17 protein-coding genes are annotated in these 18,566 nt (G+C 67.1%); 5 read left to right on the plus strand and 12 right to left on the minus strand.

Annotation, left to right across the window (positions count from 1 at the left end):
• Positions 1 to 534: 534 nt before the first annotated feature.
• Together EEB19_RS18705 and EEB19_RS18710 are read right to left on the minus strand one after the other, a co-directional pair.
• Positions 535 to 1,032, minus strand: coding sequence for a hypothetical protein (locus tag EEB19_RS18705; RefSeq protein ID WP_187588864.1), 498 nt, complete (start codon positions 1,030 to 1,032; stop codon positions 535 to 537).
• Between the two features lie 149 nt (positions 1,033 to 1,181).
• On the minus strand, positions 1,182 to 2,981 hold the full coding sequence (locus EEB19_RS18710; protein ID WP_187588865.1) for an alkyl/aryl-sulfatase: 1,800 nt from the start codon (positions 2,979 to 2,981) through the stop codon (positions 1,182 to 1,184).
• Between the two features lie 268 nt (positions 2,982 to 3,249).
• On the opposite strand from EEB19_RS18710, the gene EEB19_RS18715 reads away from it, so the two are divergent.
• Together EEB19_RS18715 and EEB19_RS18720 are read left to right on the plus strand one after the other, a co-directional pair.
• Entirely contained in the window at positions 3,250 to 3,648 is a 399-nt protein-coding gene (locus tag EEB19_RS18715) for a YciI family protein (RefSeq protein WP_187588866.1), read from the plus strand.
• Positions 3,649 to 3,666: 18 nt separating this feature from the next.
• Positions 3,667 to 4,818, plus strand: coding sequence for an RNA polymerase sigma factor (locus tag EEB19_RS18720; RefSeq protein WP_187588867.1), 1,152 nt, complete (start codon positions 3,667 to 3,669; stop codon positions 4,816 to 4,818).
• Here the strand turns inward: EEB19_RS18720 and EEB19_RS18725 are convergent.
• From EEB19_RS18725 to EEB19_RS18755, 7 genes are all read right to left on the minus strand, one after another.
• Entirely contained in the window at positions 4,776 to 6,242 is a 1,467-nt protein-coding gene (locus EEB19_RS18725) for an MFS transporter (RefSeq protein ID WP_262365772.1), read from the minus strand. The two genes, EEB19_RS18720 and EEB19_RS18725, sit on opposite strands and share 43 nt — an antisense overlap.
• A gap of 64 nt (positions 6,243 to 6,306) precedes the next feature.
• Positions 6,307 to 6,669 carry a nuclear transport factor 2 family protein gene (locus EEB19_RS18730; protein WP_187588869.1) on the minus strand — a complete coding sequence of 121 codons (363 nt, stop codon included), beginning with the start codon at positions 6,667 to 6,669 and terminating at the stop codon, positions 6,307 to 6,309.
• Positions 6,670 to 6,753: 84 nt separating this feature from the next.
• On the minus strand, positions 6,754 to 8,754 hold the full coding sequence (locus EEB19_RS18735; RefSeq protein ID WP_187588931.1) for a CocE/NonD family hydrolase: 2,001 nt from the start codon (positions 8,752 to 8,754) through the stop codon (positions 6,754 to 6,756).
• A 294-nt stretch (positions 8,755 to 9,048) separates the two neighbouring features.
• Positions 9,049 to 9,648 carry a glyoxalase gene (locus EEB19_RS18740; RefSeq protein ID WP_187588870.1) on the minus strand — a complete coding sequence of 200 codons (600 nt, stop codon included), beginning with the start codon at positions 9,646 to 9,648 and terminating at the stop codon, positions 9,049 to 9,051.
• A gap of 67 nt (positions 9,649 to 9,715) precedes the next feature.
• Positions 9,716 to 10,240: a hypothetical protein gene (locus tag EEB19_RS18745; protein WP_187588871.1), complete on the minus strand. Its 525-nt coding sequence runs from the start codon at positions 10,238 to 10,240 to the stop codon at positions 9,716 to 9,718.
• A 125-nt stretch (positions 10,241 to 10,365) separates the two neighbouring features.
• Positions 10,366 to 11,514 (minus strand): epoxide hydrolase family protein, encoded by a 1,149-nt coding sequence (locus EEB19_RS18750; RefSeq protein WP_222929955.1) that lies wholly within the window; start codon positions 11,512 to 11,514, stop codon positions 10,366 to 10,368.
• Positions 11,511 to 12,872, minus strand: a complete 1,362-nt coding sequence (locus tag EEB19_RS18755) for a glucose-6-phosphate dehydrogenase (RefSeq protein WP_187588872.1) — start codon at positions 12,870 to 12,872, stop codon at positions 11,511 to 11,513. The genes EEB19_RS18750 and EEB19_RS18755 overlap by 4 nt, the downstream gene beginning before the upstream one ends.
• A 78-nt stretch (positions 12,873 to 12,950) precedes the next feature.
• Between EEB19_RS18755 and EEB19_RS18760 the strand changes: the two genes are divergently transcribed.
• Together EEB19_RS18760 and EEB19_RS18765 are read left to right on the plus strand one after the other, a co-directional pair.
• Positions 12,951 to 14,723: a glycoside hydrolase family 15 protein gene (locus EEB19_RS18760; RefSeq protein WP_187588873.1), complete on the plus strand. Its 1,773-nt coding sequence runs from the start codon at positions 12,951 to 12,953 to the stop codon at positions 14,721 to 14,723.
• Between the two features lie 174 nt (positions 14,724 to 14,897).
• Positions 14,898 to 15,035, plus strand: coding sequence for a hypothetical protein (locus tag EEB19_RS18765; RefSeq protein ID WP_187588874.1), 138 nt, complete (start codon positions 14,898 to 14,900; stop codon positions 15,033 to 15,035).
• 226 nt (positions 15,036 to 15,261) lie between these two features.
• Here the strand turns inward: EEB19_RS18765 and EEB19_RS18770 are convergent, their stop codons facing one another.
• On the minus strand, positions 15,262 to 16,008 hold the full coding sequence (locus EEB19_RS18770) for an SDR family oxidoreductase (RefSeq protein WP_187588875.1): 747 nt from the start codon (positions 16,006 to 16,008) through the stop codon (positions 15,262 to 15,264).
• A 205-nt stretch (positions 16,009 to 16,213) separates the two neighbouring features.
• On the opposite strand from EEB19_RS18770, the gene EEB19_RS18775 reads away from it, so the two are divergent.
• Positions 16,214 to 17,050: a helix-turn-helix transcriptional regulator gene (locus EEB19_RS18775; RefSeq protein ID WP_187588876.1), complete on the plus strand. Its 837-nt coding sequence runs from the start codon at positions 16,214 to 16,216 to the stop codon at positions 17,048 to 17,050.
• A gap of 80 nt (positions 17,051 to 17,130) precedes the next feature.
• Here the strand turns inward: EEB19_RS18775 and EEB19_RS18780 are convergent, their stop codons facing one another.
• Together EEB19_RS18780 and EEB19_RS18785 are read right to left on the minus strand one after the other, a co-directional pair.
• The gene (locus EEB19_RS18780) at positions 17,131 to 18,084 is read right to left on the minus strand and encodes an oxidoreductase (RefSeq protein WP_187588877.1); all 954 of its coding nucleotides are present in this window, start codon (positions 18,082 to 18,084) and stop codon (positions 17,131 to 17,133) included.
• Between the two features lie 107 nt (positions 18,085 to 18,191).
• Complete coding sequence (locus tag EEB19_RS18785) at positions 18,192 to 18,557, minus strand: hypothetical protein (RefSeq protein WP_187588878.1); 366 nt, start codon at positions 18,555 to 18,557, stop codon at positions 18,192 to 18,194.
• Positions 18,558 to 18,566 lie beyond the last annotated feature (9 nt).

The raw sequence follows: 18,566 nt of genomic DNA on the forward strand, positions 1-18,566 counted from the left end.
CATCGGATTCAGTCTCAGCAGAGAAGGACACCCCCCACACTCTGACTGCGACCACCGACAAGCGTGAGACGTCAACGATGTCCCGACGACACGACGTCAAGCATGTCCCGAGCCCTTACACGTCACATCCGGGAACATCGCCACGACACCGGCCGGCGTTCGATCGCCCTTGTTCAGCCGGTCGGACGGTTCGACCATTCACAAGCCGCAGTTCACGTCGCGTAGCGGTCTCCTAGCAACCCGCCGCTTCAGCACTGCAACCTCGAACTATGACGCGCCGGCCGGGGAGCAGTGCTGGCCTGAGGATTCTGACAAGTTAGTGAGAACCCACAGGTGACAAGATCATGAGAAACCCCAGTTCGCGACTGACAAAGAGGATGAGATCCTACACGTTGGAACGGTCAGCACACCCACTGGCCCGCTGTCTGTGCCACCCCGCGCCGGCGCCTATTGCAGCTACCGCATTGTCAGCGGCCACCTTCGCACCGGCGAAGGTGCCTGCTGACAAATGCGATAGCTAGCGGGAGCGTCGTTTCAGCGTGCGCGACGAACGGTGATCGCCGACCCCAGGTCCGTGCCATAGTCGAACGAGCACGTGAGCGGATATGTGCTGGGGTCGTCCACATGGACATAGCAATAGATGTCGTACCCACCGCCGGGCCGCTCACCGATGGCGATCTTCAGCTCTTTCGTGATCGGGCTCGTTAGGTAGACGCGAAAGACCATCGAGCTCAGATCGGTGATGCACACGGGAAACGATTCGCTCGCGTCGATCCACAGATCGTGCACCTGCGGCGCATCGCTCGTCATCGAGAAGGGGAACTCTCCATTGGCGTTCACGCAGTGACCGTCGACGGCCTCGACGCCACCCCGGGCGCCCGCCCCGAGGTCCAGCGTCAGCTTCTTGTGCACCCGGTACTCGCCGACCCCGAGGTTGGAGCTGCCGAAGGGTGAGCCGTCACCGGGCCGGGCGCTTGCGGTTCCCGCGGTTGATCCGCTCGACAAGACCACCGCGAGTGCACCCGCCAGCACAACGGCCGACCGTGCCCACCTCGTCGCGACCAGACGACGACCTCGCCACCGGCTCCGTGGGTCGACTGTTGCACATGTCATGGTGGGTGCCCTTCGGTCGGCGTGCTGTGAAGGTACCCCGGCAAGGGCGCTCATCCGGTGCGATTCGGTCAGGGCAGCACGATCCGGAACGCGTTGTCGGGCTCGTCCGTCAGGCCGACGATCCGCGAGATCGTCGACTCGTCACCGTCCGTGTCGATGCCGCCGGTACCCACGCCGGCGAGCAGACCGAGAAGCTGCGCCTTGGTCAACGTCACCACGAGGTCGGCGGGATCCGATCGGCGTGTCGGGTAATGGACGAGCACGCCGTTGGACAACTCCATCCGATAGACCTCGGAGCTGTCGGTGAAATGCCAACGGATCGAGGCGGTCACGTCCCAGGCGCGCGGACCGTCGATTCTGATGGCAAGGCTGTCGAAGATCTGGGTGATCGTGAGCGCCGTCGCCATGCCCGCTGCGCTGACCTCGGCCGGGTGCGGTGGCCCATCGACCTCGCTGGCGCCGACGAGGTAGTTGTTACGCCACGTCGCACACTCGGAGCCATAGCCGAGTCGGGTCAACGTCTCGGCGAGCAGAGCTTTCGCGCCCGCGTGGTCGGGCTCCGCGAACACCGCGTGACTCGACAACTCGGCCGCGAAACGCAGATCACCCTCGTTGGCGAACTCTTGCGCTCGGGCGACCACTGCATCGATGCCGCCGATCGCGCGTACATACCGAGCAGCCGTCGCCTCCGGCGGATGCTGCCACAGATGCGCCGGGTTGCCGTCGTACCACCCGAGATAGCGCTGGTAGATGGCTTTGACATTGTGGCTGACCGACCCGTAGTAGCCGTGCGTGTGCCACGCCGCATCGAGCGCAGGTGGCATCGGGAAGTCCTCCGCGATCTCCGTTCCGACGAAACCCCTGTTCATCTGGCGCAACGTCTGATCGTGCAGATACGCATACAGATCTCGCTGTTGGGTCAGATAGCCGATCAGGTTCTCGGTGCCCCAGGTCGGCCAATGATGGGACGCGAACGCGACGTCGGAGTCGTAGCCGAACATCTCGACGGCCTCCGCGAGGTACCGCGACCAGTTACGCGCGTCGCGGACCTCGGCACCACGTAACGTCAGCAGATTGTGCAGATTGTGAGTTGCGTTCTCCGCCATGCAGAGTGCCCGACGATCGGGGAAGAAGAAATTCATCTCCGACGGGGCTTCAGTACCGGGTGTCACCTGAAAGACGATCCGCACGCCGTCAATCGTCTCCACCTGTCCCGTGTGGGTGATGTCCACGGTGGGCGCGAGGAGTCCGACAGTGCCGGTGGAAGTACTCGGTCCGAGCCCGGCCCCCAACGTGCCGGTTGCTCCGACCGGCAGGACAACGCCGGTGTGGTACATCCCGCGGCGCAGCATCGCATTGCCGGCGTAGACGTTCTCGGACACGGCGTGCTCGAGGAAGTGCTCGGGTGCGACGATCGGTACCGAGGTATCGGCGTCCACCACTCCGAGCACGCCGCCGAAATGGTCGATGTGCGAATGGGTGTAGATCACCGCGGTGACCGGACGATCTCCTCGGTGTTCGCGATACAGTCCCAACCCCGCGGACGCGCACTCGGCCGAAACCAGGGGGTCGATCACGATGACGCCGGTGTCCCCTTCGACCAGCGTCATGTTCGACAGGTCATAGCCACGGATCTGGTAGATCCCGTCGGTCACCTCAAAAAGGCCGTGAATCGCCGTGAGTTGAGCCTGGCGCCACAGGCTCGGGTTGACGGTGTCCGGACAGTCTCCGGTGGTCGCGGCCGCGAAACCTGCCGCGTCGTAGACGACTCGGCCGTCGGAGGCCTCGACGCGGGCGGGGTCCAACTCGGCGATGAGACCGCGATTGGCATTGTCGAAGTCGGTTCGGTCGGCGAAATCAGCTGACATCTGCACTCCTCGTAGTGGCCGTACTCGACGGTATCCGGACTGCGCGATCCCTTCAGGCGATCGGCGTGAACGACGAGGAAACGTTCGTGTCGGTCCCGCGTCGATCCGGGGCATTAGTCCGCGGTGAGCGCGGAGTATTGCCATGGACCGGTGCGCCGGGACGACGTCGCCACAGAATGGGTCGTGGGGCATGTAGAGAATCCCGACTCGGCTCCGTCCCAGGGGTGAACGCGGCCAGAATGGTCGCGTCGGACCGAAGGAGACAATGATGGCCAAGTACCTGCTTCTCAAGCACTACCGCGGTGGCAAGACCCCGACCAACGGCATCCCCGAGACCTCCGCGGAATGGGACGCGCACATCACGTACATGCAGGATTTCGCATCGAAGTTGCAGGAGTCGGGTGAGTTCGTCAGCAGCGACGCCGTCGCCGAGGACGGCGTGTGGGTCCGCTACGACGGCGAGGGCCGCCCGCCCGTCACCGACGGCCCCTTCGCCGAGACCAAGGATCTGATCGCCGGGTGGATGATCATCGACGTCGACACCTACGACCGTGCCCTCGAGTTGGCAGGCGAGTTGTCGGCGGCGCCGGGCGCCGAGGGCAAGCCGCTCGGCGAGTGGCTCGAGCTCCGGCCGGTCATGTCGGAACCGCCGACGATCACCGACTGACGATCCGAGCCCACGCACGTGGACACGACCGGACTCAGTGAGCTGATCCCGTCGGTGATCGGTGTCCTCGTCCGGCGCGGAGCGGATTTCGCGTCGGCCGAGGACGCCGTGCAGTCGGCGCTCGTCCGGGCGCTCGAGGTCTGGCCCGACGATCCGCCTCGCGAGCCGAAGGCGTGGTTGGTGACCGTGGCCTGGCGCAAGTTCCTCGACCAGGTTCGCAGCGACGATGCGCGCTCGGCACGGCAGGAACTCGACGCGCGCGAGCCGGAACCCGAGACTGTCTCCGACAGCGACGACACCTTGTGGCTCTACTTCCTCTGCGCCCATCCGTCATTGACGTCGGCGTCGGCGATCGCACTGACCCTGCGCGCCGTTGCGGGTCTGACCACCGCCCAGATCGCGGCGGCGTACATGGTCCCGGAAGCGACGATGGCGCAACGCATCAGCCGCGCCAAGCAGCGTATCGCCGGGGTTCGCCTCGATCGGCCAGGTGACGCGTCGACCGTGCTGCACGTGTTGTATCTGCTGTTCAACGAGGGTTACTCGGGTGAGGTCGACCTCGCTGCGGAGGCCATCCGGGTGACCACGCAGCTCTCCGATCTCCTCGACGAGCCGGAGGTCCGGGGCCTGCTGTCGCTCATGCTCCTCCATCACGCGCGACGGCCTGCGCGCACCGGGCCGTCGGGCCGACTCATCCCCCTGGCCGAGCAGGACCGAACACTGTGGGACACGGCGATGATCGCCCGTGGAGTCGAGATCCTGCAGTCGGCGCTGGCTCGTGACCGGTTGGGTGAGTATCAGGCCCAGGCGGCTATCGCCGCACTGCATGCCGACGCCCAGAGCGCCGACGAGACCGATTGGGTCCAGATCGTCGAGTGGTACGACGAACTGGCGGCACTCACGGATTCACCTGTGGTGCGGCTGAATCGGGCGGTCGCGGTCGGCGAAGCAGACGGTCCGCGCGCCGGACTCGCCGCTCTCGCCGACATCGATCCCGGTGTTCCGCGTTACGACGCCGCATCGGCACATCTGCACGAGCGGGCGGGCGAACTCGCTGTCGCGGCGACCGCCTACGCCGAGGCGGCCCGGCGCGCGACGAACGCCGCCGAGCGTGACCATCTGACCCGTCAGGCATCCCGATGCGAGTCGGAGGCGGGTTCGGGTCGCTGACAGGCGTGTTCGGGTGTCGGTTGGACGTGCGGGACGAACCCGGTACCGGTACGGATGCTCACCAGGGCGACCACGCCTCCGGCGGCACAGCACACCGCCGAGACGGCCATCGCGGTCCCGAAGCCGTCGCCGAGTGGTTGACCCGGCCCGATCTCGATCCCCGCGGCGGCCGGCAATACCGCGACGGACAACAGTCCCGCGACCCGGGCGACCGCATTGTTGACGCCGGAGGCCGTACCCGCGTGCTGCGGACCCACCGCGCCGAGTGCCGCCGCGGTCAGTGGTGCCACGGTGATCGTCATACCCAGACCGAACACGAGAACCGCCGGCAGCACCGACGTCGTGTAGTGCGAGCCCGGGACGATGCGCATCATGAGGGCCAGGCCTGCCGCGGCGACCAACGGCCCCACGGTCATCGGCAGCCGTGGTCCGGTCACCTGGGCGATCTTCCCGGACAGCGGCGACCCGAACAGCATGACGATGGTGAACGGGACCGTCGCCACCCCGGCCTCGAGCGCAGAGTAGCCAAGACTCTGCTGCAGCTGCAGAGCGAGCAGGAACAGTGCCCCACCGAGCGCTGCGTACACCACCAGGGTCGTCAGGTTGGCACCGGTGAATTGCCAGGAGCGGAACAGTCCCAGCGGCAGTAGAGGATTCGTTGCGCGGGTCTCGATCACCAGGAAGATCAGCAGGGCCAGAACGCCGACCGTCGCGGCCAGGATCGCCGGCGGCCCCCACCCCTGTGCGGGACCTTCGATCAAGGCGTAGACGACACCGGTGAGTCCCACGACGACGGCCACGGTGCCCGCGATGTCCAGACGACCGGAGGACTCGCCGTCCCGCGATTCCGGCACGTGACGTTGCGCGATCCACATCGCACCGCAGGCGAGCGGCACACTGATCAGGAACACCCACCGCCACGAGGCCGCATCCACCAGCCATCCACCGACGAATGGGCCGAGTGCGCTTGTCGCACCTGACATCCCGGCCCATAGGCCGATCGCGCGACCGCGGTCCTCGTCGGCGATCTCAGCATCGATGAGCGCGAGGCTCCCAGGTACCACCGCCGCCGCGCCGATGCCCTGGACGATGCGGGCGAGGATCAACCACTCGACGGTGGGTGCGAGGCCGCACGCCACGGACGCGACCGCGAAGACACCGAGTCCGATGACGAACACCCGTCGTCGGCCGTATCGATCCCCGGCGGCTCCGCCGGCGAGCAACAGGGCACTCAATGTGAGCAGGTACCCGTCGAGCACCCATTGCTGACCGCTCAGGCCCGTGTCGAGGTCGCGCGCGATGGCGGGCAGCGCGACATTCACCACCGTGCCGTCGAGAAACGCCACACCCGAGCCGAGGACCGCGGCCGCGATCAGCCAGCGTCCGGTGGCCGACGACGCCGGGATACCCGTGGAATCTCTCACGCGCGGCCTCCTGATCTCCTCACAACGGTCCGCGTACCCCGCGGGCCCTGCCATGGATCATCGGTCACTGCTCGACTGTTCCGACCCAGTATTCGGCGAATCGCTCTCCGTCGAGGCGCAGGATGTCGTTACCGGTGAAGCGCGTCGTCTCGCCGTCCCTCACCCCGGCACCGACCCAGCGGGCCGCCACGTGGTCGTCGCCGGCGAACGGTTGCACGTCGAGCGTGAAGGTGACCTCGTCGAACATCGCCTTCGTCTCGGCGATCACCGCAGCGAGTTCCGCCGGTCCGCGGACCTCCCGCCCCGGCCAGTGCCCGACGAAGTCCGAGGTGACCAGGGACGAGGCGACGTCGGTGAGTCCGTCGCGGTCGACAGTGCCGTTCCACAGTTCATCGATCCAGCGGTGGTAGATCTCGATCGGATGCATGCCGACCATCGTCGGACTTCGCGGGCCGGTTGTCGACGGATCGAGCGTCAACGCCGGCCGACGCGAATCGCCGTGCTCCTCCGGTCAGGAGATCGGCCGGTTGCTCGGCACGGTCACCCAGCTCGGCGCCGTCGGGTCGATCACCACGTGCTCGGGCCGAAGACCGCTGTCGTGACTGATGGGCCCGAAACTGACCGCTCGCGGGGCGTTGAAGGCGTAGATGCTCACACGCAGGCGGTGGCCCGGCTTCAGCAACGCGTCGGTGCCGAGCGCGCCGATGTCGAGGAACTGGGTCGAGCCCGGCCGGACGGTGTCGCGGGTGAAGGCGTCGAGGGCATAGATGGGATCCGTGACGTCGCCGTTCGGGGCGTGACTCGACTGCGACGGCACCATCTGATTCCGGATCGACACGGTCATCGAGCCGGTGGTGAGGACCCGCGACGACCCGTCGGGTGCGACGTCGCTGACGGTGGCGACGTAGAAGCCGTCGGTGGCGTCGACCTGCGTCTTCAGATGGACGTTGATCGGGCCGTTGATCGAGGTCGCCGCACGAACCGGACGCGAGGTGAAGGTGAGTGCGCCGCGCTCGGCCACCCGATTGTCGGCACTGCAGAAGTCGAACGGGCTGAAGAAGCCGATCTGGTCCCGGTTGGTGTCGGACGAACAGAGAGTCGTCGCTCCCGGCGCCACCGTCCACCGCGCCGGGGTCCGCGGCGCGGCCGCCGACAACGATCCGTCACGGACGGAGGTGGGCGACGTACCGCTGGTCTTCGACGTCAGATACAGCCTGCGGTGCTCCTGCCCCGCCCGCGGGAACGTGTCGGATTGAACCCAGCCGCCACCCTGCTGATGGCTTGTCGCCGCGGGGTATTCGTCGATCCTGTTGTCGATGCCCTTGATCCACTTGTCGAACCATGCGCGCTGCAGGACCGCCATCGACGGCGGCTGGCCGGCGACGCCACGCATGTCCCAACCATTGGTGACGTGCTGACCGGTGCTCATGACGAGCTTCTTCTGACCGCTCGGGACGCCGCTCAACTGATCGAGTGCGCGCCACTCCATGTTGGTGAACAGGTCCTGCCACCCGCCGACCACGAAGGTCGGCACCGAGACTCGGGCGGCGTCGGTCATCAATGCCTTGCGATAGGCCGAACCCAGCTGCACGATCTCCTTGGTCCGTCCCGTCAGTGAACCGACACTCGACGCGGTGAGTCCTTCGAGATACTCCTTGACGAACACCGCAGGATTGTTGACCCGATCTCGAAGCCATGTCGGATCGAACTGTCCACGAAGAAGGCTCGGGATGTCGGGGATCATCTTCGAGCTGTTCACCGCGAACAGCCACAATGCGAGAAACCCTGCACCGTAACCACTTCCGGGAGCCACGACATCGGCGACGATGTCGGTCATGGGGGCGGCCGGAAAGATCGCCTTGAGTCCCTTGGGACGCTGCGCCGCCGCCTGGAGCTGGTTGATCGCCGAATAGGAGTAACCCGACATGCCTAGTTCGCCGTTCGAGTAAGCGCGTGAGCGCGCCCAGTCGAGCACTTCGAGGGTGTCCTTCTGCTCCCGTGGCCCGAAGACGTCCCACACACCTTGCGACGTCCCGGTCCCGCGCACGTCGACGACAACCTGTGTGTAGCCGCTGCGTACCAGTTGCGGGTCGATCGAGAAGAGACTCGGCAGACCGCCATTGGCCACCTTGAGCAGACGCTCAGTCCCGGAGATCGGGGTTCCCGACAGATTCACTCCGGCCAGCAGGTCGAACGCCGGCTTCGACAGACCCGGCACGTTGCCGCCGGCTGCGGCGATCATGCTGATGAGCTTGTTGTACGGGGTCATGTTGACGATGACCGGGTTCCGATCGCGTACCGCCCGCCCGGAGCGGTCCGCCGGTCGGTAGACGTCGGCGCGTAGGACCGTCCCGTCGGACATGCGGATCGGCACGCTGGGGATGACTGCGATGCCCGGATACCGTTGCGCTGCAGCGTCATGTGTGCGGGTCCACTGCGGCGGATCGATTCCGAGCGGCGCGCCGTCGGCCGGTGCGGGCGCCAGCCCGAAGGCCAGCTGAGCGGCCACCATCGTCACGACGAGCGTCCCCCACCGAGATCCGCCCCACCTCGCTCGGTGTTGCCGACGTCCTCGTCGCACCATCTCTCGCACCATCCCGCCCCCTGGCATGTCGTTCCCCCGCACGACTCCGGGCCGCGCTCGCCGGCATGTGACCCAGCGCCGACGGCGACTTCCCGGGTGACCAGCGCCATAATCCTCTACTCGCCGGTAACTTGTGTCAATCCCTTGTTTGGAGGAACGCGTGCACAGCACAGCAATAGTCCGCGCCTGGCGCGGACTATTGCCCCGGATCGATTCGAGTGTTCACGCCCAGACGAATCCGTCCGGGTCCGTGAACGATGCGCCGCCGCCGACGACGATCCGGTGTGATCCAGATCCGTCGGCCGGGACACCGGCATCCTTGGCCGCAGCCTTCCGGCCGTAGAGGGCGAGCGTCACCGCGTCGGGAGCGCTGTCGAACTCGACGTACTTGCGGCCGAAGCTCTTCGAGACGGTGAGCCCTGCCGTCTCGTAGAACTTCTTGCTGACCGCGACGTCGTCGGCACCGATCAGCAACACGACGTCCGCGACCGTGCGGGCCGGGGCGCCGGTGTCCTTCTTGGTCGAGGTGGCGACCTTCCAGATCGTTCCGTCGGGGGCGGCGACGACCCCGCCGTATCCCCAGAACGATTTCTTGGCCGGCTTCAGGACCGTCGCGCCGGCATCGATGGCGGGATGCAGGAAGGAGTCGACGACACCCGGATCGGCGACGACGAGGGACAGCACGAAGCCCCGGAAACCGGAGGTCGGCGCTTCCGACTTCTGGAAGCGCAGCCGGTCGCCGAGGCCGAATGCTTTGTCGTAGAAGGTTTCTGCAGCTGCAGTATCGGGCACTTCGAGGGTGATGGAGTCGATGTTCGTCATAGGTGATGACGTTATGCGCCGACGACGGTCAGGGCTTCTCGATTCCTGACCGATCGTCGTCGTGCGCCTAGGCGGAGGACCCGTAGTCGAGACCCTCGCCCATGATGAACGCGCCGGTGAGACCGTACAGGTTCCGGTTCAGATTGCAGACACTCATGACGGCGTACAGACCGTCCGGCAGACCCTTGAACGTGCTCGTGACCGTGCCGTTCTTGTCGGCGAACTTCGCCAGATCCGTGGCCGCGACGGCCTTCGCGTCGTTGAGTTCGGTGAGCAGCTTGACCACGTCCACGCTCTGCCCCTGGACCAGCGCGATGATGTCGGGCCCGACGATCGGGGCGGCCTTGACCGCGTCGATGACGGCGGTGGTGCACGCTCCGGGAATCAGCACATTCACCCGGGGCACGTTGGTGACGGTGTAGGCGATGTCGCGGCCGGTGACCTTGATGGAGTAGCCGACGCCCTTGGCCACGCCGACGACCTGCACGGCACCGGGTCGAGGCTGCGCGTCGGCCACCGCGGGCACCATGCCGGCGATGGCGCACAGGGCGATCAGGGACACGGCCCACCGGACGAGGACATGACGACGCATAGCTTCTCCTTGTGACTGGCCCCCTTGCCGGAGGACACTATCGACGCCGGCGGGAACTAGCGAGGCCTGGTGCGGATATGTTGTGGCGCCGTTGCCATCTCGAGACCGTCGGACCGAGGCCGTCGTCACCGAAAGTGTGAACGAAACGGGCGGAAGAACGTTCGCAACTCCTCGGCGTAGGACTCCGGTTGCTCATACGGTGCGAAATGTCCGCCACGTGCGGGTTCGGTGACGCTGACGACGTTCGCGGTGCGTTCGAGCCATGCCCGGGGTGGACGGAGGACGTCGCCCCCGAACAGGGAGAATCCCGACGGCACCTCGACGCGGCGGGTGTACTGCTCCGGCGGGATCATCGCGTTCGCGCGGTACATCCGCATCGACGATCCGATGGTCTCGGTGACCCAGTACTGGGTCACCAGTGCGAGGATGTCGTCCTTGGTGAACGCGCTCTCGATGTCACCGCCGCAATCGCTCCAACTGCGCAGCTTCTCGACGATCCATGCCGCGAGGCCGGCCGGCGAGTCGGTGAGTCCGACGGCCGCCGTCTGCGGTTTGGTGCTGTGCATCGCGGCGTAACCCCCTTCCGCCCGAGCCCAGTTCGCGCCGGTGCGCAACCATGCGCGCTCGTCGTCGGTGAGGTCGGCCGGGTCACCGGTGTATCGGGGCAGACCGGCGTCCATACGGTGCACGGCGACGACACGGTCGGGGTGATCGAGTGCGAGGAATCTGCTGACATGACTGCCCATGTCGCCGCCGGCGGTCAGGAAGCGCTCATAGCCGAGTTCGGTCATCAGCTCGCCCCACAGTCCGGCGACATCTCGCGAGTCGATGAGGCGGGTCGGCCGTTCGGAGTGGCCGAATCCGGGCATATCGGGGACGATCACGTCGAACGCGTCGTCGGGGTCCCCGCCGTGGGTGCCCGGATCTGCCAGCAGCGGGAGCACTTTCAGGTAGCGCCAGGACGAGTCGGGCCACCCGTGATTCAGGAGCAACGGAACCGCAGGGCGTGCACCGGGAACGGCGGTCCTGTGGATGACATGAATACCCAGACCCCGGATGATGATTCGTCGATGGGGTAGCGCGCAGATCGAGTCTTCCGAGGCCTGCCAGTCGAAGTCGTCGATCCAGTAGTCGACGAGTTCACGCAGGTAGTCGACGTCGACACCGAGGCCCCAGCCGGCGTCGTCGGTCATGTCGGGCCACCGTGTCGCACGCAGTCGTCGTCGGAGGTCGTCGATGACGGCCGCGTCGGTCCGGGGCTCGAACCGGGTCACGGGGTCGGCCAGGAGTCCGGACCGATTGTCCCGGCGGCATACTCGTCGAGCGGAACCCGATTCGACTTCCAGGCATCCAGGATGGGATCGACGATGCGCCAGCACTGTTCGGCCGTGTCGCCCCGCACGGCGAGAGTGGCGTCGCCGTCGAGAATCCCGGACAACACCTCGGCGTAGGCGTGAATCGAACCCTGCCCGAGATCAGCGTTCAGATGGGTGGTCTTGAGGTCGAACGGATGAGCACCGTCGTGGACGTTCAGCTCCAGCGTCATGGTGTCCGGGCCGAAGGCGAAGCGCAGCACGTTGGGCGCGATGTCGCCGTGGAACTGTTCGGGGAGATGACGGACCGGGCGGAAGGTGAGTGCGATCTCCTTCACGGCGGGTTCGATCGCCTTGCCCGAGCGCAGCGTGAACGGCACCCCGGCCCATCGGCCCGTACACACCTCGAAGGTTGCCTCGGCGAGTGTCTCGGTGTTGCGCGACGGGTCGACTCCGTCCTCGTCGACGTACGACGGCATGTGGTGGCCGTCGACGTCGCCGGCCGTGTACCGGGCACGCCGCGACGACTGCACCGGATCACCGCCGTACACGCGGGTCGCCCGCAGGGCCGCTGCCGTCGCGTCCCGCAGATCACGTTCACCCAGGGAGGCCGGCGAATCCATCGCCACCACCGACATGAGTTCAAGCAGATGGCTCTGCAGCATGTCGACGAAGGCGCCCGCCTTGTCGTAATAGCCGGCGCGACCTTCGAGTCCGAGCGTCTCGTCGTAGCGGATGAGGACGGATTCGATGTGCTCGGCCGACCACACCGGCTCGAACACGCGGTTGGCGAACCGCACGCCGATCAGGTCGAGGAGGATCGACTGTCCGAGAAAGTGATCCACCCGGAACACCTGGTTCTCGGGCACCAGCCGAGCCAACGTCTCGTTGAACTCGTGCGCGCTCTCCTGATCGGTGCCGAACGGCTTCTCCAGGGCGAGGATCGTGCCGTCGGGGACGTCGACACCGGTCATCGCCTCGCACGACTCCTGCGCGATGGCGGGCGGCACGGCGAAATACAGGACCGGTCGCCCGTCGGCGGCATCGAAGATCGACCGCAACCCGTCGGCAGACGAGATGTCGGCCTGCAGGAAGGTCGTCTGCTCTGCCAGCGAGGTGGCGGCGTCGGATGCGTCGTCGCCGAACGCCTCCCGGACGCGCGCCCGCCACGCGTCGTCGCCGACGTCCCGCCGACCCACACCGACCAGCCGCACACCGCGGTCGGGTTCGAGCGTCAGGAGTTGCTCGAGCGCAGGTAGGAGCAACCGCGATGTCAGATCGCCCGTCGCGCCCAGGATGAAGAGAGTGGTCTCGGCCATGCCCGACGCTAACTCCCGATGGGCGTGTCGCGACAGCACTTCACCACAACGTCACACCGAGCCGTGACAATCGATGTCATGCGCGCGAGTATCGAGGACTACGGACTGGTCGGCGACTGCCGCACCGGAGCACTGATCTCTTCCGACGGTGAGGTCGACTGGTTCTGCACACCACGCTTCGATTCGCCGTCGGTCTTCGCCGCCCTCCTGGGCAGTGAGGAACACGGTCGCTGGGCGCTCGCCCCTCGGGACCCGCAGGCCACGTCGACGCGTCGCTACGACGAGGACACCCTCATCCTGGTGACGCGGTGGGAGACGGCGACCGGTGTCGCCGAGGTCCGTGAGTTCATGCCGATCGACGGCGGCCGGGTCGACCTGGTGCGGCGCGTCACCGGCATCTCCGGACATGTGGAGTTCGAGACCGATCTGCGCATGCGGTTCGACTACGCACGCGCGGTGCCCTGGGTGATGCAGGCGGGCACCGACGAAGGTCCCGCGCTGCGCGCGATCGCAGGACCCGACGCCGTCATCGTCCGTGGTGTGGCACTGCACGCGGACGGGAATGTGCATCGGGGATTCTTCACCGTCGAACCGGATGTCACCGTCGACCTCACACTCACCTGGTATCACTCCTACCGGCCCGAACCCGAGCCGCTCGACGTGGGCTCAGCGTTGACCCACACCCACGACTGGTGGACGCACTGGGCCGGACGCATCGATCACACCGGACCGCATCACGAGCAGGTGGTGCGATCGCTGATCACGTTGCGCGCGTTGAGCAATCTCGACACCGGGGGCATCGTCGCCGCGGCCACGACGTCGTTGCCGGAGCAGTTCGGCGGCGCGCGCAACTGGGATTACCGCTACGTGTGGCTGCGGGACGCATCACTCACCCTGGAGGCGTTGGTCAATCACGGCTTCCTCCATGTCGCCGAACACTGGCGGATGTGGCTGATGCGTGCCATCGCCGGGAACACCCGCGAGATCCAGATCATGTACGGAATCGCCGGCGAGCGCGACCTCGAGGAGCGTGAACTCCCGCATCTCCCCGGCTATCAGGGGGCGGCGCCGGTCCGCATCGGCAACGGCGCGGTGGATCAGTATCAGGGTGACGTCATCGGTGAGACGCTGTGCGGCCTCGAGGCCGCGCGCGCCGCCGGGCTGACCGAGCTGCCGATCTCGTGGTCCCTGCAGAAGGCGTTGATCGAGCAGGTCGAGGCGAATCTGGAACGACCGGACAACGGGATCTGGGAGATGCGGGGCGAACCCCGGATGTTCACCCATTCCCGCGCGATGATCTGGGCGGCGTTCGATCGCGGGGTCCGCGGCTGCGAGGTCTACGGACTGGACGGCTCGCCCGATCACTGGCGGGAGCTGCGCGACCGCGTGCGCGCCGAGATCGACGAGAACGGCGTGGATCCCCAGTCCGGCCGATTCGTCCAGTACGCCGGGACCACCGAGGTGGACGCGTCGCTGCTGATCCTTCCCCAGGTCGGTTTCTGCGCCTACGACGATCCGCGGATGCTGGCCACGGTGGCCGAGATCGAGGCCACCCTCATGCGGGGAGGACTGGTCCACCGCTATCGCACCACCACCGGCGTCGACGGGCTCGCCGGCGACGAACATCCGTTCCTGGCGTGCACATTCTGGATGGTGACGCAGTATGCGCTGAGCGGTCGGCGCGACGACGCCGACGAACTGATGACGCGGGCCTGCGCCACCGCCAACGATCTGGGACTGTTCGCCGAGGAGTACGACGTGACCGAGGGCCGTCAGGCCGGCAACACGCCGCAGGCGTTGTCGCATCTGGCGTTCGTGCGGGCAGCGGATGCGTTGGCGTCGACGTCATAGGAGATTCGGGCGCAGGCTGATCCGCGAATTCGCTGCGCAGACGGGGTGACGGCGCAAGGATGGAGGCGCGACACTTCTACGGGCAACGGCTGCCCGGGTCGGTGGTAGATGTCCCGCGTCCCATCCGCTTGGCGCTGCGCCTCGGTGACAGCGCCGCAACGAAAGACACCTCCGATGACACGAAAGATCATTGCCGTCCTCGCATCCGTCGCCGCAGCCACCGGGATCGCACTCGCCGGAACCGGTCCCGCGACCGCCGCCTGCATGGGCAACGGGATCGACGATCTGACCGCGGAACCCTGCGGCGACTGACACCCGCCGTCGCGCGTCGTCGCGCGTCGTCGGCGCCGCGATCGGCCCAACCCCGAGTCACCCCCGGCGTGTGGCATGCCGAACCGCCGATCATCCGGCCGTGGGCACCATCGGCCACATCCCGACAACCGCCGACCGTGCCCTGAATTTCACCGAGCGTGCCCGCGGTGGGCACGGTCGGCGAAATTCTGGACACGGTCGACGAGGTGGGCGGGAGCGGGGGTGGTCAGGCGACCTGACGCGCGAGTGCCGCCATCAGGTCGGCGCGGGTGCCCTGCACCTCCGAGAACCGCAAGGGCTTGACCCGTTCGACGAGGACCTCGTCGGTTGCTGTCGGCAGCAGTGCCATGACCTCGTCGCAGAAGTCGTCGAGCGGCATCGCCCAGTCGGCGTCGGCCTGACCCGGGGTGAGGTCGGTCTGCACCGCCGGCGGGACGAGCTCGAGGACGTTCACCGAGGTGTCGGCCAGTTGCAGACGCAGGCTGTCGGTGAACGAGTGGATCGCTGCTTTCGTCGCGCTGTAGGTCGGGGTGCCGGCCATCGGGGTGAACGCCAGCCCCGACGACACCGTCACGATCGTCGCCTCCGGCTGAGCCTCGAGGAACTCGCCGAACGCCGCGACAAGACGCAGCGGGCCGAGGATGTTGGTCTCGACCTCGGCGACCGCCGTCGCCAGGAAGTCCGGGCGGCGCAGATCCTCGCCGCGCATGATGCCGGCCATCGCGATCAGCACGTTCGTCTCGGGGAAACGCTGCTGAACGTCCGCGGACACCCGGGCCACGTCGTCGGCGTCTGAGGTGTCGATGCGGACGGTCTCGATGCCGGGATGTGCGTCCCGGATCTCGTCGAGCAGCTCTGTTCGACGCCCGCCGACGATGACGCGATTGCCGGCGTCGTGGAGCCGACGGGCCAGACCCAGTCCGATGCCCGACGTCGCCCCGGGGATGAAGATGGTGTTCCCGCTGATGCGCATGGTCTCCTCGTTTCGTGATTCCGTCGGCTCGCCGTCCGTCGAACGGTGCCGTCCGCCGGTCGTCCCGGCTGTCACGATCCAGTCCACCCCCGACGCGCGAGGTCGACAAGGCCGCGTGGATCCGGGGACCGGCGATCCCTGGTTGCGGGTGTACCGATAGGCCAAAGTGGTGAGAGCAACCGAACGACACGACAGGGACGTCCGCATGGCGATCGACCGGGCCGGGTTGGCCGAGTTCCTCCGCAATCGACGTGAGGCGCTGCAACCCGCCGATGTGGGGTTGCCGCTCGGCTCACGACGACGCACCCGCGGCCTGCGTCGCGAAGAGGTGGCCATGCTCGTGGGCATGTCGACCGACTACTACGGCCGCCTGGAACAGCAGCGCGGACCGCAGCCGTCGGAGCAGATGCTGGCGGCGATGGCGCGTGCGCTCCACCTCACCCTCGACGAACGCGACCACCTGTTCCGCCTCGGTGGGCACAACGCCCCGGGGCGCCGTTCGGTCCCCGACCACGTCGGGCCGGGCATGATGCGTATCGTCGACCGCCTCGCCGACACCCCGGCGATGGTCGTGAACAGTGCCGGCGAGACCCTGCTGCAGACCGCCCCGGGCGTGGCACTGGTCGGCGACGAGACCCACTTCGCCGGGTTCCGCCGCAGCATCGCCTACCGCTGGTTCACCGATCCGGTCACCCGACAACGCTTTCCGGCCGAGGATCACGACCATCACGCCCGCGCGCACACCGCGCGCTTGCGGGCGGCGGTGACCCGCGAGGGACCCGACTCACGTGCCGCGGAGGTCGCGGATGTCCTGCTCTCCGAAAGCGCCGAGTTCGCCGAACTGTGGCGTCGCCACGATGTCGCGACCAGCCTGGCCGACCGTCGGAAGCGACTGCTGCATCCCGAACTCGGCCTCATCGAGGTCTTCTGCCAGACACTCCTCGACCCCGACGGCACCCAATGCCTGCTGGTGTACACCGCCACTCCCGGGAGCGAAAGTCACGAGAAACTGGCGATGCTGAATGCGGTCGAGGTCCCCTAGCCACGCCGAGCCGCTCCCGCACCCCACCTCACCACCCGCCCGCAGACGGAGCCGATATCGGCGTGGAGAGACGGTTTCCGCTACGCCTGCGGAGTGCGGGTGAAGGGATAGCGAATGCCGGTGAGTTCCTCCGCCGTCTCCCACAGCCGTTGTCCCAGTTCGGGTTCGACGACACGCGGACTGGGCAGGGCAAGCGCGGGCGGGCCGGTGAACTGCATCGGCCCCGACGGCCCGTAGTACTGACCGCCGATGACGCTCGGATCGGTCGCCGCTCGTAGCGACGGGAGCGCACCCTCTGGCCCCTCCATGATGAAGGTGCGTCGAATCCAATGCAGCGATGGCGTGGTGAACAGCCATGACATCACCGCGCCCGAATCACGCATGACACCGCTGTGAGTGGCGCCCGGGTGGGCGGCGACGGAAATCGGTGAGCTCAGGCCCGCGGCCGAGAGCCGCCGCTGGAATTCGACGGCGAACACTAGTTGGGCGAACTTGGCGCGCGCGTAGGCCTTCGACGTCGTGAACGAGGTGTCGAGTCCGAGGTCATCGAAGTCGACGGCCCCCGCCCGATGCGCGTTGCTGCCGACGGTCACGACGCGAGCCGACCGCGCGGCCAGGAGCGGCTCGAGCAGCAGTCCCGTGAGGGCGTAGTGGCCGAGGAAGTTCGTCCCGAAGTCCATCTCGAAGCCGTCGGCGGTCAGTTGGTGACGACCGGCCATCACCCCGGCGTTGTTGATGAGGACGTCGATCACCGGGTAGGAGTCGGCGATCTCGTCGGCGCCCTTGCGGACGGAAGCGAGGTCGCTGAGATCGAGCTGCACGATGTCCACACGCGCGTTCGGGACGGAATCGAGGACGTCCGCGCGGGCACGATCGGCCGCACCCGCATTGCGGCACGCCATCACCACCTGCGCATCGAGTCGAGCGAGGTGTCGGACCGTCGCCAGTCCGATCCCCGAATTGGCGCCGGTGACGACCACGGTCGCGTCGTTCATCCGCGGCGCCTGTGCCGGCCCCCATCCGCTCTTCGCCATGATCCACCCCTCCGTGACTCGCGACTCAGATTGCCACAGGTCGCGCGCGAGGCGTCGCGGCGGTGCGTGATCGGCCCGTCACGGTGAAGACCGGTGTCGCGTGCCGTTCATGCTGCGCGCGGGTGGTTCTTCCGGCACCACACCTCGACGCGACCCTGATCCCCCGTCGTCACCGACACACGCTCGGTGATCGCCTCGATCAGGTGCCAGGCGAAGCCGTCGGTGGGTAGCGGGAGCTCGTCGGCGAGATACCCGACGACGAGCACGTCGGTGCACTGCACGTGGGTGGTGACCGAACATGTCAGTCGCGCGGTGTGCGCCGAGCACGACACGACGAGTTCGGCGATGGCGTCGGTCGCCAGGGTCAGGTCGGTGGCGGTATCGCCGTCGAGCCCCGCACCGTCCAGGACGACGGCGAGCGTCCTGCGGACCAGGGGCAGCCGAGAGGATTCGGCAGTCACGTCGATCTGCACGGAAACATC

Source organism: Gordonia sp. OPL2 (assembly GCF_003797825.1).
In the GTDB taxonomy this organism is placed as follows: domain Bacteria; phylum Actinomycetota; class Actinomycetes; order Mycobacteriales; family Mycobacteriaceae; genus Gordonia.

Bases quoted from the DNA above. Each gene is read 5' to 3' on its own strand.
- EEB19_RS18710 (WP_187588865.1), bottom strand. From the start codon at position 2,981: ATGTCAGCTGATTTCGCCGACCGAACCGACTTCGACAATGCCAATCGC.
- EEB19_RS18715 (WP_187588866.1), top strand. From the start codon at position 3,250: ATGGCCAAGTACCTGCTTCTCAAGCACTACCGCGGTGGCAAGACCCCG.
- EEB19_RS18730 (WP_187588869.1), bottom strand. From the start codon at position 6,669: ATGCATCCGATCGAGATCTACCACCGCTGGATCGATGAACTGTGGAAC.
- EEB19_RS18735 (WP_187588931.1), bottom strand. From the start codon at position 8,754: ATGGTGGCCGCTCAGCTGGCCTTCGGGCTGGCGCCCGCACCGGCCGAC.
- EEB19_RS18740 (WP_187588870.1), bottom strand. From the start codon at position 9,648: ATGACGAACATCGACTCCATCACCCTCGAAGTGCCCGATACTGCAGCT.
- EEB19_RS18745 (WP_187588871.1), bottom strand. From the start codon at position 10,240: ATGCGTCGTCATGTCCTCGTCCGGTGGGCCGTGTCCCTGATCGCCCTG.
- EEB19_RS18755 (WP_187588872.1), bottom strand. From the start codon at position 12,872: ATGGCCGAGACCACTCTCTTCATCCTGGGCGCGACGGGCGATCTGACA.
- EEB19_RS18760 (WP_187588873.1), top strand. From the start codon at position 12,951: ATGCGCGCGAGTATCGAGGACTACGGACTGGTCGGCGACTGCCGCACC.
- EEB19_RS18765 (WP_187588874.1), top strand. From the start codon at position 14,898: ATGACACGAAAGATCATTGCCGTCCTCGCATCCGTCGCCGCAGCCACC.
- EEB19_RS18770 (WP_187588875.1), bottom strand. From the start codon at position 16,008: ATGCGCATCAGCGGGAACACCATCTTCATCCCCGGGGCGACGTCGGGC.
- EEB19_RS18775 (WP_187588876.1), top strand. From the start codon at position 16,214: ATGGCGATCGACCGGGCCGGGTTGGCCGAGTTCCTCCGCAATCGACGT.
- EEB19_RS18780 (WP_187588877.1), bottom strand. From the start codon at position 18,084: ATGGCGAAGAGCGGATGGGGGCCGGCACAGGCGCCGCGGATGAACGAC.